Raw genomic sequence first — 23015 nt, 5'->3', positions numbered from 1 at the left:
TGTTGTCTATCTTACGCCCCCTCGCCCCGCTGGACCTCACCCCACCCCGCCGCTAACCCAGCCACCATGAAGCTCATCATCGGCAACAAGGCCTATTCCAGCTGGTCCCTGCGGGGCTGGCTCGCCGCCAAGCAATCCGGCCTCCCTTTCGAAGAGGTCGTCGTGCCGCTGTACGACGCCGAATGGGACCGCCGCCGCGAAGGCGCCGAATTCGCCCCCTCGTCGGGCAAGGTGCCGATCCTGTGGGATGGCGACGCGGTGGTGTGGGACAGTCTCGCCATCGTCGACTATCTCGCCGACAAGGTCGGGCGCGATCGCTTCTGGCCCGCCGATGAGGCTGCACGTGCCATGGCCCGCTCGATGGCGGCGGAAATGCACGCCAGCTTCGTTGCGCTGCGCCGCAAGCACCCGATGAACATCCGTCAGGTATTCCCGGCCAAGCGCCCCGACGATGACGTCATCGTCGATCTCAAGCGCATCATGGAATTGTGGGCGCAGGCCCGCGCCCGCTTCGGCAGCGACGGCGCCTTCCTGTTCGGCGATTTCGGCGCGGCGGACATCATGTTCGCGCCCGTCTGCACGCGCATCATCTCCTACCAGCTGCCGATCGCGCGCTTCGCCGCAGCCTATATCGACGCGGTCGTCCAGCACCCGTGGATGCAGGACTGGATCGGGGCCGCGCAGGAGGAAGACTGGGTCATCGAACAATTCGAGCAGCCCACCGCGTGAGCGCCCCCCTCGACGTCGTCGCGCTGACCCAGGCGCTGCTGCGCGCCGACAGCGTCACCCCCGCGCGGGGCGCCGTGTTCGACGTGCTGGAGGCGGCGCTCACGCCCATCGGCTTCACGATCGACCGCGTCGTCAGCGGCGACGCCCCCGACGGCCCGGTCGAAAACCTGATCGCCCTGCGCAAGGGGAGCGGTCCACATCTCGCCTTCGCCGGCCACGTCGACGTCGTGCCGCCCGGCGAGGGGTGGCAGGGCTCCCCCTGGTCCGGCGAGATCCGCGGCCCGCTGCTCTACGGCCGCGGCGCGGTCGATATGAAAGGCGCGGTTGCCGCCTTCGTCGCCGCGGCGGCGCGCGCGAGCGGCCCGACGCTCAGCCTGCTCATCACCGGCGACGAGGAAGGCCCAGCCACCTACGGCACACCCGTGCTGATCGAACGGCTGGCCGCTCTCGGCATCAAGCCCGACCTCTGCCTCGTCGGCGAACCCACCTCGGTCCGCCAGCTCGGCGACATGGTGAAGATCGGCCGCCGCGGATCGGTGAACATCTGGATCGAAGTGCCGGGCCGGCAGGGTCACGTCGCCTACCCGCATCTCGCCGACAATCCCGCCGGCAAGCTCGCCCGCGCGCTCGCCGCGCTTGAGGAAATGGCGCTCGACGACGGCAACGCCTGGTTCCAGCCGTCGAACCTCGAGATCACCGACATCGCGATCGGCAACCCCGCGCACAACGTCATCCCGGCGAAGGCGAGCGCGCGCCTCAACATCCGCTTCAACGACGAACAGCGCGGGGCCGACCTCATCGACCGCGTCCGCGCCGTCGTTCACGCCTACGCCCCCGCGGCGATCGTCACCGGCAAGGCCTCGGGCGAAGCCTTCCTCACCCAGCCCGGCCCCTGGACCGCGATGGTCAGCGCCGCGATCGAGGCGCAGACGGGGCTCGTCCCCGAACTCTCCACCTCCGGCGGCACCTCCGACGCGCGCTTCCTGTCGAAGCTCTGCCCGACGGTCGAATTCGGCCTGCTCAACGCGACGATGCACCAGGTCGACGAAGCCGTTGCCGTAGCCGACCTCCAATCGCTCACCACCATCTACGCCGACATCATCACCCGCGCGGCATGACGCTGCCGCTCGCAGCGCTACGCGAGCCCGTGACGGCGCACCGCGTCGCGGCGATCAGCGCGATCCTGTGCGGCGCGGCGCTGATCCTGTTGCGCTAGCCCTGCCGTCCCCGCCGCAGCACGATGTAAAGCGCGCCCTGCCCGCCATGCCGCGGATGCGCGCCCCGCACCGCCGCGATTGCATCGGCGTGGCGAGACGCGGCGAGCCAGTCGGCGATCGCGGCGCGGATGGCTCCACGGGCGTGCGGGCGTTCGCTCTCGGGACGCGGCGGCTTGCCGGTCACGAGCAGCAGCACGCGGTCGCCCCGCGCGATGGCGCGGGCGAGGCCCTCGTCCAGCAACGCATGCGCCGACGACAGGCTATGCCCGTGCAGGTCGATCGAACTGTCGGGAATGACGATCCCGCGCGACAGCCTTTTGTCCCAGCCCCCGTCGAGCGTGTTCTGCCGCGGCGGCGCGGGTGGGGCGGCCATGCGCGCCGCTGGTGCCGGCACCGGGCCGAGCGCGCGGGTGAGCGCCTTCGACGGCTTCGTCGTCTTGGTGGGTGCGACGGGCGTTGGGGCCGCAGGCCGCGCGGCCGGTACGACGCCACGCAACGGCTTCACCGTCGCCATCACCCGCGCCCACAGGTCGGCCTCGTCAGGGTTGAGCTGGCGCACCGACCGTCGTTCCAAAGGAGCCGCTCTGGAAACGCGCCAGCGTGCCCCGGGGCAGCAGCAGGAACGCGGTGCCGCGCGCCGCCATGCCGCCCGCGGTTGCCTCCGCCACCGGCCCCGCGCCCCAATAGGTGTCGAAGCGGTTGCTGCCCTTAATCGCGCCACCGGTGTCCTGCGCCACCCACAGGCCGGTCGCATCCTGCCGATCCATCGACAGGAAGACGGGCGCGCCCAGCGGCACGTATTTCACGTCCGCGGCCGCGCTGACCCCGCCGTTGACCACATAGCCCATCGCGCCCACCGGCGGCGTGTCGAGCTCACGGAAGAAGACGAAGCTCTTATTCTCCTCCATGATCGCGCGGCCCTCCTCGGGGTGCGCGCGCAGCCAAGCGACGATGCCCTGCATCGAGGTCTGCCCCGGCTGGAGCAACCCGCGCGCCTTCATCAGCGCGCCGATCCCCGTATAGTCGCGGCCATTCTGCGTGTCGTAGCCGACCCGCATGATCTCGCCGTTCGGCAGCCGCAGCCGGCCCGATCCCTGAATCTGCAGGAAGAACACCGCCGCCTCGTCCGCCCCCCAGGCAAGCACCGGCGCCTTGCCCTGCAATGCCCCACGGTCGATCGCCGCGCGATCGTAATAGGGCACCAGGGCGCTGCCCTGCACCCGCCCGCGCACCTTCTTGCCCTTCAGCGCGTCGCTGAACTGGCCAAGGTCGACATCAATCAGATCGTCGGGCCGGGCGTAGATCGGCACCTCATAACCGGCGCGCCGCTCACGCGACGCCGCGATCTCGGGCTCGTAATATCCGGTGGCGAAGGCCCTTCCGTCGCCGACCTGCACCGCCTCGAAATAGGTCGCGAAGAATTGTCGCGCCCCGCCACGCGGCACAGTTACCGCCGCGGCACATGCCGGCTGCCAATCGGTGCCGCGCGTCAGGCCGGAAGCATCGGTGCGGCGCATCAGGCCGGGGCAACTGGTCAGGAACGCCTGACGGGCCGCCTCCGCCTGTGCTTCGGTTATCGGCAGCGTGTCGATCGCCGGTCCCGGCGTGACGCCTGCGGTCGCCGCCGTAGTGGCCGAAGGATCGACCGTCACCGGTGTCGCGAGCAGCGGCGTCGACGGCTGAATGCGCCCGTCGAAGCTGCGCCCGCTGGCGATAACGTTAGCCTGGCCTCCGCTGCCCCCTCGACGCGGCGGGGTGACCGACGGTTGCGTTGGCCGCTTCGTCGTCGGCGGCGGGGCATAGCCGCCATCCACCGGCACGATGCGCCCGCCGCACGCATTGAGGGCGAGAGCCAGCGTAACGCCGGCCAAGGCGCGATGCCCGTTCATACCGAAAACCCCGATTGTCCGCCCGCCCTGCGCGAGGCCACGACATGTGGCTGTGCCGAAGCTATGCGTGCGGGGCAAGGGCGGTGCGGCTGGGCCGACGCCGTTCCGTCGCGCAGCTGGCACCGTGTAGCGTGCGACGCTCACACCTCGTCGGTGTCGGCGAGCTTCCAATTGGGATCGCGGCTCTTAAGCGTCCGCGAGAAGGTCCACAGGTCGTGCGTCTCGACGGCGTCGGTCAGCGACCCGGCGACCACCTGCCCCTCCGCATCGCGCGTCACCGCTGCGATATCTGCGTCGAAGCACACCGTGATCCGGCCTTCGCGGCCGTCGAGCGCGGCATCGGTGATGACCGCCCGTTCGATTGAGATCAGGCGGTTCTCCAGCGTCTCACCCGCCTCGCGCCGGGCTGCGATCGCCTCGCCAAAGGCATGCGCCACGTCGGGCTGGGCCAGTTCGGACAGGCTCCCTTCGTCGCCCGACCAGAAGGCCTCGAGCGTCATGCGATACGCCGCCTGCGCACCGCCGAGGAATTGCTGGACATCAAAACCGGGCTCGGCACCGATGATCGCGCGCAACCCGGCCTCGGCCTGCGGTTCGATATTGCGACCGACCGGCTCGCGCGTCTCTGCCGCGGCGTCCACCGGGCGGGCGACCACCGGCACGGCCGTCGCCGCGCGATCGTCAGCGGCGCGAGGCAACGGCTGCTGTTCGTGGCCGGTACGCTTGCCGAGCACGCTGTACAGGCGCAGCGCCAGAAACGCCGCCACCATTGCGAGAAGTACTACGTAGAACACCGTGCCTCCGATCTTGATCGATACATAGGCCGAAAGCCGTTAGGTTTCAAACCACAGCATCGATCCGCCTCCGCGGCCTTTACCGCCGTTGAAACAGTCCACCGGCGCTGCTAGGCGCGGGCGCCATCGGCATCGAACGTCCGAGGGGCCGCTTCGGTCCCACGGCCTCGCTGCTTCTTCACCGCTTATTCTCGCGAAGGATTGTCTCCATGGCCGACCAGGACAACGGCACCACGATCGACACGCAGCCGACCGGCAATGGCGAAGACACCGCACCCGCGGCGGGCCTGATCTCGCAATACGTCAAGGATCTCTCGTTCGAGAACCCGAACGCACCGGCGATCTTCCAGAACCCGAACCCGCCCGCGATCGACGTGCAGTTCAACATCGGCACCGCGCAGGTCGGCGAGGAAGTCCATGAAGTCCTGCTCAAGATCGACGTGAAGGCAGAAGCCGAGGGCCAGACCGCGTTCATCGTCGACCTGACCTATGCCGGCCTGTTCGGCTTGCGCAACGTGCCGGCCGATGCGATCCAGCCGTTCCTGCTGGGCGAAGCGCCGCGCCTGCTCTTCCCGTTCGCGCGCCGCGTCCTTGCCGATTGCGTCCGCGACGGTGGCTTCCCGCCGCTGCTGCTCGAGCCGATCGACTTCGGCCAGCTCTACCTCGCGCAGGCGGAGCAGAACGGCGCCTTCTCGGTCGGCGACGTCGGCCACGCCTGATTTCTGATCGACGGGGCCGGGCGCCATGAACCTTACCAAGGCGCTCGGCTCGGTCGGCGGGCTGACGCTGGCCAGCCGCGTGCTGGGGCTGGTCCGCGATTCGCTGTTCTTCCGCTTCGTGGGCGCAGGCTTCGCCTCGGACGCGTTCATGATCGCGTTCCGCCTGCCCAACCTGTTCCGCGCCCTCTTCGCCGAAGGTGCGTTTTCCGCCGCGTTCATCCCGATGTTCAACCGCAAGGTGGCCGAGGGCGACAAGGCGAAGGAGGGCAGCGGCCTGGCGCACGGCATCGCCTTTGCCGAGGATGCGCTGTCGATCCTGCTGCCGGTCCTGATCGTGATGACCGCGGTGATGGAAGTGGCGGCATGGCCCGTTACCTACACTCTGTCGGGCGGGTTCAACGGCGTCGATCCAAAGCAATTCGACTTCGCCGTCCAGCTCGCCCGCCTCACCTTCCCCTATCTGCTGTTCATCAGCCTGGTGTCGCTCCTCGGCGGCATCCTCAATTCGCTGCACCGTTTCTGGGTGAATGCGGCGGCGCCGATCCTGCTCAACGCGACGCTGATCGCCGCGCTGCTGTTCTTCCATGACGAGCTTCCGCTGATGACCGCGCGCAATCAGGCGATCGCGGTCACCGTCTCGGGCGCGCTGCAACTGCTGTGGTTGTGGTATGCCTGCCGCCGGGCGGGCGTGACGCTGCGCCTGAAGCTGCCGCGCCTGGGTCCCGATGTGAAGCGGTTGATGGCGCTGATCGGCCCGGCCGCCGCCGGCGCGGGCGCGGTGCAGATCAACCTCGTGGTGTCGACCGCGCTCGCCGCACGGCTGCTGCCGTCCGGTTCCGTGTCGTACATCTATGCCGCCGACCGGCTGAACCAATTGCCGCTTGGGCTCATCGGCATCGGCCTCGGCACCGTGTTGCTGCCGACCATATCGCGGCTGCTCGGCCGCGGCGAGGATGCCGCCGCGATGACGACGCAGAACCGCGGCATGGAGCTTGCCCTGCTGCTCACCCTGCCCGCCACGGTCGCGCTGGTCGTCTGCGGCGCGCCGATCGCCGCCGCGCTGTTCCAGCACGGCAAGTTCGATGCGACCGACACGCATTTCACCGCCCAGGCGCTCGCCGCCTTTTCGATCGGGCTGCCGTCCTACATCCTCGTGAAGGTGCTGACGCCGGGCTATTATGCGCGATCCGACACAAAGACGCCGGTGCGCTATGCGACGATCTCGATGGGCGTGAACCTGGCGCTCAATCTCGCGCTGATCGTGCCGCTCCAGCATATGGGGCCGCCGCTCGCCACCGCGATCGCCAGCACGGTGAACGTCGCGCTCCTGTATCGCACGCTCGTCAAGCGCGGCCAGTTCGTCGTCGACGCACAACTCAAGCGCCGCGCGCCGCGCTTGCTCGCCGCCGCGCTCGCGATGGGCGCGGTGATGTACTTCCTCAACGACCTGTTCCAGCCCTACACCACAGGCGCCAGCCTGATCCGCTGGGCGGCGATGGCGGTGCTGGTCGGCACCGGCGCACTCGTCTATGCCGCCGCGGTGTTCGCGACCGGCGCCCTCAAGCCACGCGACATTCGCCAGCTTCTCCGTTCCCAGTCCTAAGGTTCGTTCATGTCCGCTCAGCGCCCCCTCTCCAAAAGAGTGGTGTCCGGTATCAAGCCCACCGGCAACCTCCACCTCGGCAATTATCTCGGCGCGGTGAAGCAGTGGGTCGCGATGCAGGATGCGATCCAGGCGGAGGGCGGCGAGACGCTCTATTTCATCGCCGACCTTCACGGCCTCACCGAATATATCGCGCCAGCGGAGCTGCGCGCGAACACGATCGAGGTCACGGCGACGATGATCGCATCGGGCATCGATCCCGACCGCTCGATCCTGTTCAACCAGGCCCGCGTGCCTGCGCACAGCGAACTCAGCTGGCTGCTCAATAACGTCGCGCGCGTCGGCTGGCTCAATCGCATGACGCAATTCAAGGACAAGGCGGGCAAGAACCGCGAAGGCGCCAGCGTCGGCCTGTACGACTATCCGGTGCTGATGGCGGCCGACGTGCTGCTCTACAACACCACACACGTGCCCGTCGGCGAGGACCAGAAGCAGCATCTGGAGCTGGCACGCGACATCGCGACCAAGTTCAACACCGATTACGGCGTCGACCTGTTTACGCTTCCCGAACCGCTGGTCAGCGCCGCGGCGCCACGCATCATGAGCTTGCGCGATGCGTCGGCCAAGATGTCCAAGTCGAACCCGTCCGAACAGTCGGTCGTCAAGCTGATCGACAGCGACGAGACGATCGCCGACAAGTTCCGCAAGGCCAAGACGGACCCCGACCTGCTCCCCGCCACCGTCGAGGAACTCGCGGAGCGGCCCGAAGCGCGGAACCTGCTGACGATCTTCGCCGCGCTCGCCGATCGCACGCCGCAGGACGTGCTGAGTGACTATGCGGGCAAGGGCTTCGGCGCGTTCAAGCCCGACCTCGCCGATCTCGCCGTCGCGAAGCTCGGGCCCATCCGCAACGAGATGGTCCGCCTGCTCGACGACCGCGGCGCGATCGACGCGATCCTCAACAAGGGCGCGGAAAAGGCACGCGACCTCGCCGCCCCAGTGCTGCGCCAGGCACAGGACGCCATGGGCCTGATGCTGTAGGAAGAATGCCTTCGCATCAGCCACCATCCGTCATTGCGAGCGCAGCGAAGCAATCCAGGGCGTCCGGGTCCGTCTCTGGATTGCTTCGCTGCGCTCGCAATGACGAACCAATCATGTCTGCGCCATCATTTCGATCCGCCGCAGAAGGCTGCTACTTCAGCCTACCTCGTAGTAATGGCTCTCATCGCGCGCAATTCGGCCGCAGCAGCGTAGCGCATCGACGGAACGAACTGTCGCCGATGCCACAGCTTTCCTCAGAGTGGACACATCGATCGCATGTGACCACGGCACCATCCACGAAGCCATAATCACCTTCAACATCGACATAATTGGTAGTTGTAGCAACACGCACAACTCCAGCCTCATCGATGATGGAATTAGGGTTTAAGCTTCCAATTCCCGCATCAGCGTTCGCACCGCCGCATCGATATCGCGGTCCTGATCACGCAATTCCTCGATCTTGCGGACCGCGTGGATGACGGTCGAATGGTCGCGCCCACCGAACTTGCGGCCGATCTCGGGCAGCGAGCGCGTCGTCAGGCGCTTGGCCAGATACATGGCGATCTGGCGCGGGCGGGCGACGGCGCGGCTGCGGCGCGCCGACACCAGATCGAGCGGCTTCAGCTCGAAATGCTGGCTGACGAGCTTCTGGATCTCGTCGATCGTCACCCGCCGCTGCGCCCCGCGCAGCACGTCGCCCAGCGTCGTCAGCGCGAAGTCCAGGTCGATGCGGTCGCCGGTCAGCTGCGCATAGGCGATGACGCGGTTCAGCGCGCCTTCCAGTTCGCGGATATTGGCGTGGATGCGCGCGGCCAGCAGGTCGAGTACCTCTGCGGGAACCTTTGCCTCGGGCAGGTCTGCGAGTTTCCTGTCCAGTATGGCACGGCGCAACGTGAGGTCCGGCGCCTTGATGTCGGCAACGAGGCCGACCGACATGCGGCTGATGATCCGCGCCTCGACTCCGTCCAGCGCCTGGGGGCAGCGATCGGCGGAAATGACGAGGCGGCGGCCCGCCCCCATGATCTCGTTGATCGTGTGGAAGAATTCTTCCTGCGTCGAATCCTTGCCGGCAATGAACTGCAGGTCGTCGATCAGCAGCAGATCGGCGCTGCGCAGACGCTGCTTGAAGGCGTGCGTGTCACGCGCCCGAAGCGCGCTGACGAAATCGAACATGAAGCGTTCGGCCGACATGCACAGCACTGTCGCGTCCGGATGCTGCGCCAGGAAAGCGTGGCCGATCGCATGCATCAGGTGCGTCTTGCCCTGCCCCGTCCCCGAATGGAGGAACAAGGGGCTGAAGCGCGGCACGCCCGGTTCGGCCAGCGCGCGCGCGGCGTTGAACGCAACGCGATTCGCCGCATCGACGACGAAGCGATCGAAGGTGAAGCGCGGGTCGAGCGGTGGCCGCTCGGCGCGCGGTGCATCGCTGGCGACGACGGCGGGCACCGGCTGCACGAACGGCAGCACGGCGGCGGGCTGCGGCGCGGGGGTCGCAGGCGCCTCGGCAACCAGCTTCACCGCCGGGGCCGCCACCCGCGTCTCGATCGACACGCTACGCACGCCCGGCAAGAGGGCCCGGAATTCCAGCATCAGCCGGTCCGCATAATGGTTGCGAACCCAGTTGGTCATGAACGCGGACGGCAGCGCGAGGCGGATCGCGTCGGGATCACCGTCCTCGATCAGCTCCATCGGCTTCAGCCATTGTTCGAACAGCCGCGCGCCGGCCGATTCTCGCAGGTTGCTGCGGACGCGCGCCCAGGCGCGTTGCGCCTCGCTCTCCGTCACCGCCGCTACCTGCCGATCGTTCAACGCACGCCCCTTCGTTACCGGAAGCGACGCGTGTCACCCCAGTGGCTGTAGTTCAGACAGACAGATCCCCCTTACGACCACCGGCCGTTCGGCATGCCCACGCTGTTCAAGTCCCCGCTGGCCCAGAACGGCGCCGCGGTGAAGGCGAGTTATGAAGCCTCCACCGAGTCGATCAAGCCCCCCGCAGGTCACATTCCTGAAATAAAGAGGATTGACAGCCCTCCGCCCGCGGAAATGCGTTCGGAAATCTTATAAGCTATTGGTTTTGCTGTATTAATACAGGGATTGAGACCCGCGACTACGCCGGACTCGGGGCACGAATCGCGGTGAGTCCTGCCTTTCACTTTTCGTTCCAGACCCATCCATTTTGGGCATCAAAAAAGCCCGCCGGGACGGTCCCGACGGGCTGATTTGCGGACGTGAGGGAGGGCTCAGGCGAGCGCGGTCACGGCCTTGGTCAGACGCGCGAACTTGCGGCTCGCGGTGTTCTTGTGCAGCACGCCCTTGGCGACGCCACGGGCCAGCTCCGGCTGAACGGCCGACAGCGCCGTGGTCGCCGCAGCCTTGTCGCCCGAAGCAAGCGCCGACTCGACCTTCTTAACGAAGGTGCGGATGCGGCCGACGCGGTTGCCGTTGATTTCGGCGCGGCGTGCGTTGCGACGGATGCGCTTCTTGGCTTGCGGCGTATTCGCCATTCGGTACGTCCTTGCGAGTAATGTGGTCGATGTGAAAGAGGCGCCGGGAACACCCTACGCCGTCTCGAAGGCAGCGCCCTTAGCGATTGCGGGAAGCGGGGTCAACCGTTTCGCTCCTCTTTCGTCATCCCTAAGCTCGGTCGTCATCCCCGCGAAGGCGGGGATCCATAACCTCTAACGTCGGAGAGGAAACCGACAGGGTAGCGTCTCTGGATTCCCGCCTGCGCGGGAATGACGAAGGCGTGGCGAGCGATCTACCCCCTCTGACACTTGGGACAGTAAAACGTCGACCGCCCGCTATCCACCCGCCGCTGCACCGTCCCGCCGCACGCGCACGGTTCACCCTCGCGGCCATAGACCAGGAATTGCTTGGAAAAATACCCCAGCTCGCCGTCCGGCCGGGCGTAGTCCCGCAGCGTCGATCCGCCAGCCTCGATCGCCGCGAGCAACACCTCCCGCACCGCCACGGCCAGCGCCTCGAGTCGCTTCGCGGAGATCTGCCCCGCCGGCCGCGTCGGCGAAATCCGCGCCACGTGGAGCGCTTCGCACACATAGATGTTGCCGAGGCCCGCAACGATCCGCTGGTCGAGCAGCATTGCCTTGATGGGCGCCGCGCGGCCCTGCAACGCATCGTGCAGATAGGCGCCGGTAAAGCCCTCACCCAGCGGCTCCGGCCCCATCGCCACGAAGGGCGGATACGCGTCGATCGCCGCCGTCTCCCACAGATCGAGAAAGCCGAATCGCCGCGCGTCGTTGAGCGCCAGGCTGCGCCCCTCCCCCGTCTCGATCAGCAGATGGTCGTGCGCGAGTCGCTCGGCCGGGTCGACACGCCAGCGCCCCGACATGCCGAGGTGGAAGATCAGCGTGTCGCCGCGATCGGTATCGATCATCCCGTATTTGGCACGCCGGCCCAGCGCCGTCACCGTGGCGCCCGTCAGCCGCTGGCGCAGATCGACGGGGATCGCCTTGCGCAGATCGGCGCGGCGCGGCTCGACATGGGTCAGGCGCTGACCCGCGAGGACGGGGGTCAGCCCGCGAATGGTGGTTTCGACTTCGGGAAGCTCTGGCACGCCGCCGAAGCTAGGTAGCGTTTGCCCCCGCCACAAGCCATCGCCGGGGCCCAAACCCCATCGAAACAAGGTGGGACGGAGCCGATTCCGGCGCCGGAGCAGGAGTAAGGAGGGAGCGATGCCAAAGCATCGCGACCGACGAGGCGACGCCGCATCGCGCCAGAATCGGCCCGCCGCTGCGCGCTCGTCTTGGGAAGCCCGCCGGCGACGTCGCTGGCTTGCGCATAGCGCGGCCACGCGTCTGCGCCCGGCGCCTTGCCGGCGGGCTCCCCAGGACGATCACGATCCTTGTTCTGATGGGGTTTGGACCCTAGGGCGGGTGCCATGACCGATACCGCCCCCACCGGAACCGTCTCCTTCGGCTACGAAGATGTCGCGCCGGAAGAAAAAACCGCCCGCGTCGGCGGCGTCTTTTCCAGCGTCGCCAAGAACTACGACCTGATGAACGACGCCATGTCGGGCGGCATGCACCGGCTGTGGAAGGACCGCTTCGTCCGCCGGCTGCAACCCCGCGAGGGCGAGCAGGTGCTCGACATGGCTGGGGGCACCGGCGACATCGCCTTCCGCATCGCGGAATCGGGCGCATCGGTGACGGTGGCGGACATCAACCCCGACATGCTCGCCGTCGGCATGGAACGCGCTGCCAAGCGCGGGCTCGACAGCCTCGTATGGACGGAGGCGAATGCCGAGACGCTGACCTTCCCGGACAAATTCTTCGACGCCTATACCATCGCCTTCGGCATCCGAAACGTCACCGATATCCCGAAGGCGTTGCGCGAGGCACATCGCGTGCTGCGCCGCGGCGGCCGCTTCTTCTGTCTCGAATTCTCGACCACGACCTGGCCGGGGTTCAAGGAAGTCTATGACGGCTACTCGCACAAGTTGGTGCCCAAGCTCGGCCAGCTGCTGGCGCAGGATGCCGACAGCTATCGCTATCTGATCGAATCGATCCGCCGCTTCCCCGACATGCCGACGTTCAAGGGCATGATCGCCGATGCCGGCTTCGTGCGGACGAAGGTGGAGCCGATCATGGGCGGCCTCGTCGCGATCCATTCGGGCTGGAAGATTTGATGGCGTACCGGCCATGCTCCTCCCGGACGGGAGGAGCGCTCGCGTGACGACCTCCGTCGTCCATATCTGGCGACTGCTGAAGTGGGGCCGCATCCTTGCGCGCCACGGCGCGCTGCGCGGGATCGAGCAGGATCGCAACACCCCCGCCCCCGTCCGTCGCCTCGCCCGTGTCGCGCGCTTCGGTGCGCGTGTGCCGGCAACCCCGCGCTACGCCGATGCCTTCCAGGCGATCGGCCCCGCGGCGATCAAACTCGGCCAGACGCTCGCGACCCGGCCGGACCTCGTCGGCGACGTCGCCGCGAACGACCTGCTGCGCCTGCAAGACCAGCTGCCCCCCGTCCCCTTCGACACGATCTGCGCCGCGATGGAGGCCAGCCTCGGCCGTCCGCCGAGCGCCGTCTTCGCCCAGATCGACGAAACCCCCGTCGGCGCCGCGTCGATCGCACAGGTCCATCGCGCGATCACCACCGATGGCCGGCAGGTCGCGGTGAAGGTGCTGCGCCCGGGTGTCGAGGCGGATTTCACGCGCGCGATCGACACCTATCAATGGGCCGCCGCGCAGCTCGAAGGCCTGGGCGGCGAGGCCAAGCGCCTGCGCCCCCGCCTGACGGTCGAGAATTTCCGCCGCTGGACGCTGCGCGAACTTAACTTCCAGCGTGAAGCCGCCTCCGCATCCGAACTCGCCGAGGCGATGACGGCAGAGCCCGATTTCGTCGTTCCCGCGATCGACTGGCAGCGCTCGTCGACGCGCGTGCTGACGATGGAATGGATCGACGGCATCAAGCTGTCGAACCGTCAGGCGCTGATCGACGCTGGCTATGACGTGAAGAAGCTCGCCAACACGTTGGTGCAGGCGTTTCTTCGCCAGGCGATCGCCGAGGGCTTTTTCCACGCCGACATGCATCAGGGCAATCTGTTCGCCCTGCCCGGTGACAAGATCGCCGCGATCGACTTCGGCATCATGGGCCGGATCGATCGGCGCGCGCGGGTGTGGCTGGCGGAGATTCTCTACGGCCTGATCACCGGCAATTATCGCCGCGTCGCCGAAATCCATTTCGAAGCGGGCTATGTCCCCGCGCACCACAATGTCGCCGAGTTCGCGACCGCGTTGCGTGCGGTGGGCGAACCGATGCGCGGCCTGCCGGTGAAGGACATGTCGATCGGCATGATGCTCGACGGCCTGTTCAGCATCACCCGCGATTTCGACATGGTGACGCAGCCGCACCTGCTGCTGCTCCAGAAGACGATGGTGATGGTGGAGGGCGTGGCGACCAGCCTCGACCCCGATATCAATTTGTGGGAATCGGCCGCGCCGTTCGTGCGCGAATGGATCCGCACCGAATTGGGGCCCGAAGCCGCGATCGCGGATCGTCTGATCCAGGACGTGCGCACCATCGCCGGCCTGCCCGACCTCATCCGCCGGATCGAGGCGCGCTACCCCGCCCCCGGCGGCGAGCCCCCCGCCCCGCCGCTGCGCGAGATCGAGGTCGTGCGCATCGGTGGCGGCTGGCGCTATGCCGCCGTTGCCGTGCTGACCGCCTGTGCCAGCGTGGCGGCGACATGGCTGGTGCTGCACTGACGCCGATGCTGCGCCGGCCGCTCGTCCCGCTCTGGATCGCGCGCCCGTCACGCTTTGCCGGGCTGAACGTGCGCGATGCCTGGTTGGTGGTGGTGGCGCTCGTCGGGCTGCTCCTTGCGACGCTGCTGGTCTTCGCGACGCCGGTCCCGGCTGCGGCGACCGACGGCGCGCGGGTCGCCGACGGCCAGACCGACATCGCGTTATACGACGGCATCGTCGAGGCGGTGCGTCACGGTGCGTCCTATTATCCTGCCGCGATCGATGCGATGCGGGCGGGCGATTATCCGCTGCGGCCCTTCGTCACCGTACGGCTGCCGACGCTTGCCGTGGTGGAGGCAGCCCTGCCAGGACCGGTGGTATTGATGCTGCTCGATCTGCTGGCAGCGACCGTCGTCGTCGCCTGGTGGGTACGGCTGCGCGGCGTGTTCACACGCCTGCCGCCACGGATCGTCGCGATGATGCTGCTCGGCGCGGGGCTGATCCCCTTCGTTCAGCCCAGCCTGTCCGCCTTCCACGAAATCTGGGCCGGCCTTCTCCTTGCGCTGTCGCTGGCGCTCTACCGCAGCCGCGATCCGTTGCCCGCCATCGCCATCGGTCTTGCCGCCGCCGTGATCCGCGAGACTTCGGGGCTGTACCTGATCGTCATGCTGGCGATGGCGCTGGTCGAGGGACGCCTGCGTGAGGCGATCGGCTGGGCCATCGCTTGCGTGCTGCTCGCTGCGGTCCTGGCGCTCCATGCGCATGCCGTCGCCGCCTTCGTCCGCCCGCTCGATCCGCTGTCGCCGGGCTGGTCGGGGCAACTCGGCTTCGGCTTCTTCGTGCGGACGATGACGCTGTCGACGGGGCTGGCGCTGCTCCCGATGTGGCTTGCGGCCCCCCTCGTCGGCCTGTCGCTGTTCGGCTGGGCGGCGTGGAGTACCGGGCTGGGCCTGCGGATCGTCGTCCTGCTCAGCGGCTATGCGTTGGTACTGAGCGTCTTCGGGCGGCTCGACACCTTCTATTGGGGCCTGCTGATCGCGCCGGTGCTGCTCGTCGGTCTCGTCTTCGTGCCCGATGCGCTGCGAGACCTGTCGAGCGCCGTGTTCGACCGGCGGCGGATCACGGTGAAAAGGATCGTGCGATGAAACGTGTCCTCCTGATCGTGGGCGGCGGCATCGCCGCGTACAAGGCGTGCGAGCTGATCCGCCTGCTCAAGAAGCGCGGCCATGCGGTGCGCTGCGTGATGACCGACGGGGCGAGCCATTTCGTCACGCCGATGACGCTCGCGGCGCTGAGCGAGGACCAGGTCTACACCAGTCTGTGGGATCTGAAGGACGAGGCGGAGATGGGTCATATCCAGCTCAGCCGTCAGGCCGACCTGATCGTCGTTGCCCCCGCCACCGCCGACCTGATCGCGCGCATGGCGGCCGGGATCGCCGACGATCTCGCAACAACCCTGCTGCTCGCAACCGACAAGCCCGTTCTCGCCGCGCCAGCGATGAACGTGAGGATGTGGCAGCATCCCGCAACGTCGCGCAACGTCGCGCAACTGCGCCGCGACGGCGTTACCTTGCTGGAGCCGGACGAGGGCACGATGGCCTGCGGCGAATATGGCCCCGGCCGCCTGCCCGAACCAGACGCGATCGCCGCAGCCATCGATCGCGCGCTCGCCCCGCCCGATACGCGCCTCTCCGGCCGCCATATCCTCGTTACTGCGGGCCCGACGCATGAGGCGATCGATCCGGTGCGCTACATCGCCAACCGCTCGTCGGGAAAGCAAGGCTTCGCCATCGCCGGCGCGCTGGCAGCATTGGGAGCGGAGGTAACGCTGGTAGCGGGACCGGTCCAGCTCGCCACGCCGAAGGGCGTCCGCCGCGTAGACGTGGTGTCGGCGCAAGATATGGCGGACGCGGTGCAGGCCGCACTCCCCGCCGACGCGGCCGTGATGGTCGCCGCGGTCGCCGACTGGCGCGTCGAGGCCGCGCCGCAGAAGGTCAAGAAGGGCAACGCCCCGCCCGCGATCGTGTTGACCGAGAACGTCGATATCCTCGCCACGGTCGCGCAAGGGCCGAACCGCCCCCGTCTCGTCGTCGGCTTCGCGGCGGAAACCGAACAGGTGATCGAGCACGCTCGCGCCAAACGCGATCGCAAGGGCGCCGACTGGATCGTCGCCAACGACGTGTCGGGCGATGTCTTCGGCGGCGATGCGAACACGGTCCACCTCGTGACGGCAGACGGGGTCGAATCGTGGGAGCGCATGGGCAAGGATGATGTCGCGACACGCATCGCCGCCCGCATCGCGGACGCCTTCGCCACGTCCTGATCGGCTGAAGGACGCGATTACTCAGCGACCTGTACGGCCATCCGACGGGCAACACGCTGGCCATCGTCCACAACGGCTGATCGTGCCACATTCGACAAGCCCCGCGCCGGGGCGCTAAGAGCGACGCCATGACCGCCATCTCGATCCGTATCCAGCGCCTGCCCCATGGCGAAGGCCTGCCCCTGCCTGCGTATGCCACCGATGGCGCGGCCGGCATGGACGTCGTTGCGGCCGAGGCATTGACCCTGGCCCCCGGCGCGCGCGCGGCGGTCGCTACCGGCTTCGCGTTCGCGATCCCTGACGGTTTCGAGGTTCAGGTGCGCCCGCGATCTGGGCTCGCACTGAAACACGGTATCACCTGCCTCAACACGCCGGGGACGATCGACAGCGATTATCGTGGCGAGGTGAAGGTGATTCTGATCAATCTGGGCGACGCCCCGTTCCCGATCGCGCGCGGCGACCGGATCGCTCAGATCGTGCCCGCCCGCGTCCAGCGCGCGACACTGGAAAGTGTTGAAACTTTGGACGATACTGCGCGTGGTAGCGGAGGATTCGGGTCCACTGGACGATGATGATCGCATGGTTCCTTGCAGCGCAGCTTGCCGTCGCATCGCCCGCACCGATGCCGCCGCAGGACTGGAGCACCTTGCGCCCGCTGCCGTCGACCCGGGTTTTCGATGACGGCGTAAACCTGTCCGCGTTCGTGCGGAGCGAGGTCCAGGCCGGTCGCTGCACCGCCGCGATCCAGACGGCCGCCGGCTGGACGCTCAAGGTCGATCTTGCCGTCTTGTTCTCCACCACCTCCCAGCCGCGGCGCATCGTCCCCCGTGCCATCGGCTGCCCATCGGTCGAGCAATATTCCGCCGGCCTCGTGTCGAGCATGATGCGCAACGGCACACCCGTTGGCGCCGTCGATCCCGGCAACTGGTATCGCACCAGCCTGACCTTCTCATGGCCGCAATGACGCGCCGGTCGAGCCGCTGCGCGTGATCCTGTCGGACGCCGAACTCACTCGCTACGCCCGCCATATCATCCTGAAGGACGTGGGGGGCGCCGGTCAGCAGCGTTGGCGACAGGCGCATGTGCTGGTCATCGGCGCGGGGGGAATCGGCTCGCCCGCGATCCAGTATCTCGCCGCAGCCGGGATCGGCACGCTGACGATCGTCGACGACGATTCGGTCGATCTGTCCAACCTGCAACGCCAGACGATCTACACCACCGGGGACATCGGGCACCGGAAGGCCGACACCGCCGGCGCCGCCGCCCGGCGGATTAACCCGCATGTCGAGGCACATGCGATATGCCGACGGATCGATGCCACGTCGATCGCGCCCCTGCTCGCCGATGCGCATGTCGTTCTGGACGGCTGCGACAATTTCGCCACGCGGCTCGCCGTGGCGGATGGTGCTTATGCCGCGCGCGTGCCGTTGGTGTCGGCGGCGATCGGCCAGTTTGACGGGCAGCTCGGCGTGTTCCGTGGCTGGGAAGCGGACAAACCCTGCTATCGCTGTTTCGTCGGCGACGATCCCGAACGAGCAGGCGTCAGTTGCTCCGAGGACGGCGTCTTGGGGCCGATGGCCGGCATGATCGGCAGCTTGGCTGCGCTCGAGGTTTTGCGCGCGCTACACCCCTTCGGCACGGATGCGGCCGGCAAGCTGCTGCTCGCCGACACGCTCGACCTGCGCTTCCGCACCCTGTCGCTGCCCAAGGACCCCGGCTGCCGCACCTGCGGCGGCTGACGGATCAGCCCAGCAGCGTCTGCGCGAAACTGCGCACTGCCGGTCCGATATCCGGTCGGGCCAGCGCAAGTGCCAGGTTCGCCTGGATATAGCCCGCCTTGTCCCCGCAATCGTAGCGTGCGCCATCGAAGGTGAAGCCGTGGAACGGCTGCTGGCCGATCAGCTGCGCCATGGCGTCGGTCAGCTGGATCTCGCCCCCCGCACCCTTTTCCTGGCGCTCGAGGATACGCATCACTTCCGGCTGCAGGATGTAGCGCCCCGGGATCATCAGGTTGGACGGCGCGGTGCCCTTCGCCGGCTTTTCGACCAGCGCCGTGACCTCGGTCAGCCGTCCGTCGACCCTCCCCGGCGAGATGATGCCATATTTGTCCGTCTCGCTGTCGGCCACTTCCAACGCCCCGACGATATTGCCGCCGACCTTTTCATAGGCCGCGACCATCTGCGCGACGAAGCCTGGCGTGCCGACCATCAACTCGTCGGGCAACAGCACCGCAAACGGCTCGTCGCCGACGATCTCCCGCGCACACCAGACGGCGTGACCGAGACCCAGCGGCTCCTGCTGGCGGATATAGACCGGGCTGCCCGGCTTCATGCGCGTGCCGTTGACGATATCGAGGCTCTTGCCCCGCGCACGCATCGTGTCTTCCAGTTCGTAGGCGATGTCGAAATGGTCTTCGAGCGCATGCTTGCCGCGGCCGGTGACGAAGATGATCTGCTCGATCCCTGCCTCGAGCGCCTCGTCCACCGCATATTGGATCAGCGGCTTGTCGACGACCGTCAGCATCTCCTTCGGCATCGCCTTGGTCGCTGGCAGAAACCGGGTACCGAGGCCCGCGACCGGGAAAACCGCCTTGCGTACGCGCTTGATCGTCATGAGTTTCCCTAAACCTGGCGTGACGCCTGGTAAAAAGGGCGCCAACGTTTACTCGATTATTAACACGCGCCGCACTAACCGTAGGGAATGACTACGACAAGCCGTCCCCGAACTCTTGTGATCTTCGGCACCCGCCCGGAAGCGATCAAATTGTTCCCGGTCGTCCGGGCACTGCAACAGGTCGATGGCATGGACGTCGTCACCTGCGTGACCGCGCAGCACCGCGGATTGCTCGATCAGGTGCTCGCGATCGCGGGCCTCGCCCCGGATGTCGACCTCGACCTCATGGAACCGGGACAGTCGCTCGACCGGCTTACTGCGCGCCTCCTGATCGCACTGGGCGAGGTGATGGATCGCGTCTCTCCCAGCCGCGTCATCGTCCAGGGCGACACCGCGACCGCCATGGTGGGGGCGCTCGCGGCCTATTATCGCAAGATTCCCGTCGCGCACGTCGAAGCGGGGCTGCGCTCCGGCGACATCTATCACCCGTGGCCCGAAGAGGTGAACCGCCGCATCGTCGCCCCGATCGCCGACCTGCACTTCGCGCCGACCGAGACGGCGGCGGCGGCGTTAGCGCGCGAAAACGTAACCGCCGGCGTCCATGTCATGGGCAACACCGTGATCGATGCTTTGCACTGGACCCGCGCGCGCATCACCGAACAGCCCGACCTCGCCAGCGATCTCGCCCCATTACTCACGCGCTTCGCAGGCAAGCGGATCGTGTTGGTCACGACGCATCGCCGCGAGAATTTCGGCGACGGCATGGCGGCAATCGGGCGGGCGATCGCGCGGATCGCCGCACGGCCGGACGTCGCCGTGCTCTTCCCGATGCACCCCAATCCCAATGTCGCGGCCGTCATGGACGCCGTTCTGCCCGCCGCCCCGAACGTCGCGCGGATCGCGCCGCTCGATTATCCGCATTTCATCCGTGCGCTCGACGCCTGCACGATCGCACTGACCGACTCGGGCGGCGTGCAGGAGGAAGCACCTGCACTCGGCAAGCCGGTGCTGGTGATGCGCGACACGACCGAGCGGCCGGAGGGGGTTGCAGCGGGCACCGCGCGCCTCGTCGGCACGGACGAAGAGCGCATCGTTTCCGAAGTGTTCACCCTTCTCGACGACAAGGCGGCCTATGCGGAGATGGCCCGCGCCCACAATCCGTTCGGCGACGGTCATGCCAGCAGCCGGATCGCAAGGATCGTCGCCGATGGTTTCGGACTCTGAATTGAAGGTCGTCGTCCTCGGGTTGGGCTATATCGGCCTGCCCACCGCCGCCGTGATCGCGCGTACTGGCGCGAGCGTGCTGGGCGTCGACGTCACGCCATCAGTGGTCGACACGGTCAATTCGGGCCGGGTGCATATCGAGGAGGTCGACCTCGACGGCCTCGTCTCCGGCGTGGTCGCACGAGGATCGCTGCGCGCTTCGCTGACGATCGAGCCGGCGGACGTCTTCGTCATCGCGGTGCCGACACCGTTCGCGGACGATCACGCGCCCGACATCCGCTTCGTGCTTGACGCCGCTACGACGATCGCCGCCGTGCTGAAGGCGGGCGACACGGTGATCCTCGAATCGACATCGCCGGTCGGCACGACCGAGCGGGTCCGCGACCTGCTCGCCCAGTTACGCCCCGATCTGCGCGTGCCCGGCCGGGCCGGCGAAGCTGCAGACGTCGCCATCGCCTATTGCCCGGAACGCGTGTTGCCCGGCCGCATCCTCGTGGAACTGATCGACAACGATCGCGTGATCGGTGGCATCACGCCACGCTGCGCGCGCAAGGCGCTGACCTTCTACCGCCGCTTCGTCCGCGGTGCGTGCGTCACCACCAACGCCCGCGCGGCGGAGATGACGAAGCTCACCGAGAACGCCTTCCGCGACGTCAACATCGCCTTCGCCAACGAACTGAGCCTCGTCGCGGATACGATGGGCGTCGACGTGTGGGAGGTGATCCGCCTCGCCAACCGCCATCCGCGCGTCAACATCCTGCAACCCGGCCCCGGGGTCGGCGGCCACTGCATCGCGGTCGATCCGTGGTTCCTCGTCCATGCCGATCCCGCCAACACGCCGCTGATCCGTACCGCTCGACTGGTGAACGACGGCAAGACCGATCACGTCATCGCCCAGGCCGCAGCGCTGATCGAGGCGCACCCCGGCGCACCGGTCGCGTGCCTGGGCCTCGCGTTCAAGGCGAATATCGACGATTTTCGCGAGAGCCCGGCGCTGCGCGTTGCCGAGGCGCTGGGCGAACGGTTCGGTCCACGCCTGGCGATCGTCGAGCCCTACGCCGACCGGCTCCCCGCCTCGCTGGAGGCCCATGGCGCCAAACTGATCGACATCGACGCAGCGATCGATGCTTGCCCGATCATGATCGTGCTGGTCGACCATGACGTGTTCCGGTCGGTGCCGCTGGAGGAGCGCGCGGACAAACTGGTGCTCGACACACGCGGCATCTGGCCGGACCAGCCCGCGCCCCGATCGCCACGCGACGCGCTCCGCCTCGCCGGATAGGCGCCGCCCGTCAGTCTGGGTTCAGGGTGTTGCCGCCACCGGTACGGCGCCCTATCTGCCCTGCCTGCTCGACTGACGGGATTTCATGCTCAAAAAGTTGCTACAGGGGCGCCGCGCGGCGGCCGCTCCCACCCCTGCGATCCCCGATGGCGAACGCGTCTATGCGGTGGGCGATATCCACGGCTGTGACGATCAGCTGAGCCGCTTGCTCGCCGCAATCGACGCGGACGAAGCGACGCGCGGACCGGCTCGGACGACGCTGATCTTCCTCGGCGATCTGGTCGATCGCGGCCCAGATTCGGCCGGGGTCATCGAGCGGTTGTACCGTTTGGCAGCCGGAGGCCCCGCCACCCGGTTCCTGCTCGGCAATCACGAAGAGGTATTTCTCGATGCGCTGAAGGGCGATCCCAAAGCGCTACGCATGTTCTGCCGAATCGGCGGACGCGAAACGATCCTGAGCTACGGCGTCGATTCCACCGATTACGACCGCATGGACTATGACGAACTGCATCAGGCTATGCAGCGCCACGTGCCGGCCGAGCATCAGGCGTTCGTCGAGCGATTCGAGGACCTCATCGTCATCGGCGATTATGCCTTCGTCCACGCCGGCGTCCGCCCCGATACCGATCTGTCGACCCAGCGCAGCGCCGACCTGCGCTGGATTCGCAAGCCGTTTCTCAATCACAACGGCCCACTGGAAAAGGTGATCGTCCACGGCCACACGATCAGCGAAAATCTGGACGTGCAGGGCTATCGCATCGGCGTCGATACGGGCGCCTACCAGACCGGCCGACTGACCGCTCTGGGGCTCCAGGGTACCGAGCGCTGGACCGTGCAGGTCGGCTGACGGGTTGAAGGGATACTCTGGCCCGATCAGGCGTTGGAGGCGCGGCATATGGGGGGGGTCATGCCGGACCGACCCCTGCTATGACCGCGGAGACGGCATCGTCCGGTGTCGTATGAAATGCTGTCCGCGAGCGTAAACGGCCGGCGTGAGTGGTTGTCTTGTTTACCTGTTTATGGCAGGGCGACCGTGACGAACTTGAAGAGGGAGTTTTTATGCGTCTTGGGAAGTATCTGATGGCCGCTGCGGCTGCGACGATGGCGGTTGCTCCGGCGGTTGCCGCTCCGGCGAATCCGGCGGCGAGCCTGTCGGTCGCCAAGTCGGTCCGCACCGGTTCGGTGTCGGGCAAGAAGAACGAGCTGGCCGGCGGCGGCATCCTGATCGCCGTTCTGGCGGTCGCAGCCGTTGCTGCTGGCATCGTCGTCGTCGCTGACGACAACAGCGGCAAGGCTGACAGCAACTAAGTTGCTTTGACAACTTCGGTTGGGAAATAGCGGTCTTCGGGCCGCTATTTTTTTGTCCGATGTCTGCCGG

23 protein-coding genes are annotated in these 23015 nt (G+C 67.3%); 16 read left to right on the top strand and 7 right to left on the bottom strand.

All coding sequences use genetic code 11. The annotated features are described in order from the left end of the window. Positions 1-66 precede the first annotated feature (66 nt). Positions 67-729 (top strand): glutathione S-transferase family protein, encoded by a 663-nt coding sequence (locus ACGVWT_RS11895; protein WP_315462050.1) that lies wholly within the window; start codon positions 67-69, stop codon positions 727-729. After that, positions 726-1847 (top strand): succinyl-diaminopimelate desuccinylase, encoded by a 1122-nt coding sequence (gene dapE, locus ACGVWT_RS11890; protein ID WP_315462049.1) that lies wholly within the window; start codon positions 726-728, stop codon positions 1845-1847. Before ACGVWT_RS11895 ends, dapE begins: the two co-directional genes overlap by 4 nt. A gap of 94 nt (positions 1848-1941) precedes the next feature. On the opposite strand, the gene ACGVWT_RS11885 is transcribed toward dapE, so the two are convergent. From ACGVWT_RS11885 to ACGVWT_RS11875, 3 genes are all read right to left on the bottom strand, one after another. Further along, on the bottom strand, positions 1942-2460 hold the full coding sequence (locus ACGVWT_RS11885) for a Smr/MutS family protein (RefSeq protein WP_315462124.1): 519 nt from the start codon (positions 2458-2460) through the stop codon (positions 1942-1944). A 25-nt stretch (positions 2461-2485) separates the two neighbouring features. Further along, the gene (locus ACGVWT_RS11880) at positions 2486-3835 is read right to left on the bottom strand and encodes a murein transglycosylase A (RefSeq protein ID WP_315462048.1); all 1350 of its coding nucleotides are present in this window, start codon (positions 3833-3835) and stop codon (positions 2486-2488) included. Positions 3836-3975: 140 nt separating this feature from the next. After that, entirely contained in the window at positions 3976-4629 is a 654-nt protein-coding gene (locus ACGVWT_RS11875; protein WP_315462047.1) for a Tim44/TimA family putative adaptor protein, read from the bottom strand. A gap of 209 nt (positions 4630-4838) precedes the next feature. Between ACGVWT_RS11875 and secB the strand changes: the two genes are divergently transcribed. The 3 genes from secB to trpS are packed head-to-tail and all read left to right on the top strand — an operon-like array spanning position 4839 to position 7992. Then, positions 4839-5348, top strand: coding sequence for a protein-export chaperone SecB (secB, locus tag ACGVWT_RS11870; RefSeq protein ID WP_043059051.1), 510 nt, complete (start codon positions 4839-4841; stop codon positions 5346-5348). A 25-nt stretch (positions 5349-5373) separates the two neighbouring features. Beyond that, on the top strand, positions 5374-6951 hold the full coding sequence (gene murJ / locus ACGVWT_RS11865; protein ID WP_315462046.1) for a murein biosynthesis integral membrane protein MurJ: 1578 nt from the start codon (positions 5374-5376) through the stop codon (positions 6949-6951). Between the two features lie 9 nt (positions 6952-6960). Further along, a complete protein-coding gene (gene trpS / locus ACGVWT_RS11860; protein ID WP_315462045.1) occupies positions 6961-7992 on the top strand; it encodes a tryptophan--tRNA ligase in 1032 nt (343 codons plus the stop codon). A gap of 384 nt (positions 7993-8376) precedes the next feature. Here trpS and dnaA read toward each other — a convergent pair whose 3' ends face one another. The 3 genes from dnaA to mutM all read right to left on the bottom strand — a co-directional run bounded on the left by dnaA (position 8377) and on the right by mutM (position 11566). Continuing rightward, positions 8377-9801: a chromosomal replication initiator protein DnaA gene (gene dnaA, locus ACGVWT_RS11855; protein ID WP_315462044.1), complete on the bottom strand. Its 1425-nt coding sequence runs from the start codon at positions 9799-9801 to the stop codon at positions 8377-8379. A 431-nt stretch (positions 9802-10232) separates the two neighbouring features. Continuing rightward, positions 10233-10496 (bottom strand): 30S ribosomal protein S20, encoded by a 264-nt coding sequence (rpsT, locus tag ACGVWT_RS11850; protein ID WP_017978392.1) that lies wholly within the window; start codon positions 10494-10496, stop codon positions 10233-10235. 254 nt (positions 10497-10750) lie between these two features. Further along, entirely contained in the window at positions 10751-11566 is an 816-nt protein-coding gene (mutM, locus tag ACGVWT_RS11845; RefSeq protein ID WP_315462043.1) for a bifunctional DNA-formamidopyrimidine glycosylase/DNA-(apurinic or apyrimidinic site) lyase, read from the bottom strand. A gap of 324 nt (positions 11567-11890) precedes the next feature. Between mutM and ACGVWT_RS11840 the strand changes: the two genes are divergently transcribed. The 7 genes from ACGVWT_RS11840 to ACGVWT_RS11810 all read left to right on the top strand — a co-directional run bounded on the left by ACGVWT_RS11840 (position 11891) and on the right by ACGVWT_RS11810 (position 18257). Continuing rightward, positions 11891-12637, top strand: coding sequence for a class I SAM-dependent methyltransferase (locus ACGVWT_RS11840; protein ID WP_116460892.1), 747 nt, complete (start codon positions 11891-11893; stop codon positions 12635-12637). 43 nt (positions 12638-12680) lie between these two features. After that, on the top strand, positions 12681-14216 hold the full coding sequence (gene ubiB, locus ACGVWT_RS11835) for a 2-polyprenylphenol 6-hydroxylase (protein WP_116460891.1): 1536 nt from the start codon (positions 12681-12683) through the stop codon (positions 14214-14216). Beyond that, the gene (locus tag ACGVWT_RS11830) at positions 14198-15340 is read left to right on the top strand and encodes a hypothetical protein (protein ID WP_315462042.1); all 1143 of its coding nucleotides are present in this window, start codon (positions 14198-14200) and stop codon (positions 15338-15340) included. Before ubiB ends, ACGVWT_RS11830 begins: the two co-directional genes overlap by 19 nt. Further along, on the top strand, positions 15337-16518 hold the full coding sequence (gene coaBC / locus ACGVWT_RS11825) for a bifunctional phosphopantothenoylcysteine decarboxylase/phosphopantothenate--cysteine ligase CoaBC (RefSeq protein WP_315462041.1): 1182 nt from the start codon (positions 15337-15339) through the stop codon (positions 16516-16518). Before ACGVWT_RS11830 ends, coaBC begins: the two co-directional genes overlap by 4 nt. A gap of 128 nt (positions 16519-16646) precedes the next feature. Beyond that, complete coding sequence (gene dut, locus ACGVWT_RS11820) at positions 16647-17090, top strand: dUTP diphosphatase (RefSeq protein WP_315462040.1); 444 nt, start codon at positions 16647-16649, stop codon at positions 17088-17090. Beyond that, positions 17087-17482 (top strand): hypothetical protein, encoded by a 396-nt coding sequence (locus tag ACGVWT_RS11815; RefSeq protein WP_315462039.1) that lies wholly within the window; start codon positions 17087-17089, stop codon positions 17480-17482. Before dut ends, ACGVWT_RS11815 begins: the two co-directional genes overlap by 4 nt. Positions 17483-17504: 22 nt before the next feature. Further along, entirely contained in the window at positions 17505-18257 is a 753-nt protein-coding gene (locus tag ACGVWT_RS11810) for a molybdopterin-synthase adenylyltransferase MoeB (RefSeq protein ID WP_315462038.1), read from the top strand. A gap of 4 nt (positions 18258-18261) precedes the next feature. On the opposite strand, the gene galU is transcribed toward ACGVWT_RS11810, so the two are convergent. Continuing rightward, positions 18262-19131, bottom strand: coding sequence for a UTP--glucose-1-phosphate uridylyltransferase GalU (galU, locus tag ACGVWT_RS11805; protein ID WP_315462037.1), 870 nt, complete (start codon positions 19129-19131; stop codon positions 18262-18264). A gap of 87 nt (positions 19132-19218) precedes the next feature. Here galU and wecB point away from each other — a divergent pair, with 87 nt between their 5' ends. From wecB to ACGVWT_RS11785, 4 genes are all read left to right on the top strand, one after another. Beyond that, the gene (wecB, locus tag ACGVWT_RS11800) at positions 19219-20355 is read left to right on the top strand and encodes a non-hydrolyzing UDP-N-acetylglucosamine 2-epimerase (RefSeq protein ID WP_315462036.1); all 1137 of its coding nucleotides are present in this window, start codon (positions 19219-19221) and stop codon (positions 20353-20355) included. After that, positions 20339-21637: a UDP-N-acetyl-D-mannosamine dehydrogenase gene (gene wecC / locus ACGVWT_RS11795; protein WP_315462035.1), complete on the top strand. Its 1299-nt coding sequence runs from the start codon at positions 20339-20341 to the stop codon at positions 21635-21637. Before wecB ends, wecC begins: the two co-directional genes overlap by 17 nt. 85 nt (positions 21638-21722) lie before the next feature. After that, entirely contained in the window at positions 21723-22484 is a 762-nt protein-coding gene (locus ACGVWT_RS11790) for a metallophosphoesterase family protein (RefSeq protein WP_315462034.1), read from the top strand. 212 nt (positions 22485-22696) lie between these two features. Then, positions 22697-22945, top strand: a complete 249-nt coding sequence (locus ACGVWT_RS11785; RefSeq protein ID WP_024310507.1) for a hypothetical protein — start codon at positions 22697-22699, stop codon at positions 22943-22945. Positions 22946-23015 lie beyond the last annotated feature (70 nt).

Origin of the sequence: Sphingomonas sp. S6, assembly GCF_043498045.1 — a bacterium.
Lineage (GTDB): Bacteria > Pseudomonadota > Alphaproteobacteria > Sphingomonadales > Sphingomonadaceae > Sphingomonas.
The sequence above is the reverse complement of the archived record's forward strand: the minus strand, read 5'-3'. Positions and strand labels throughout refer to the sequence as shown.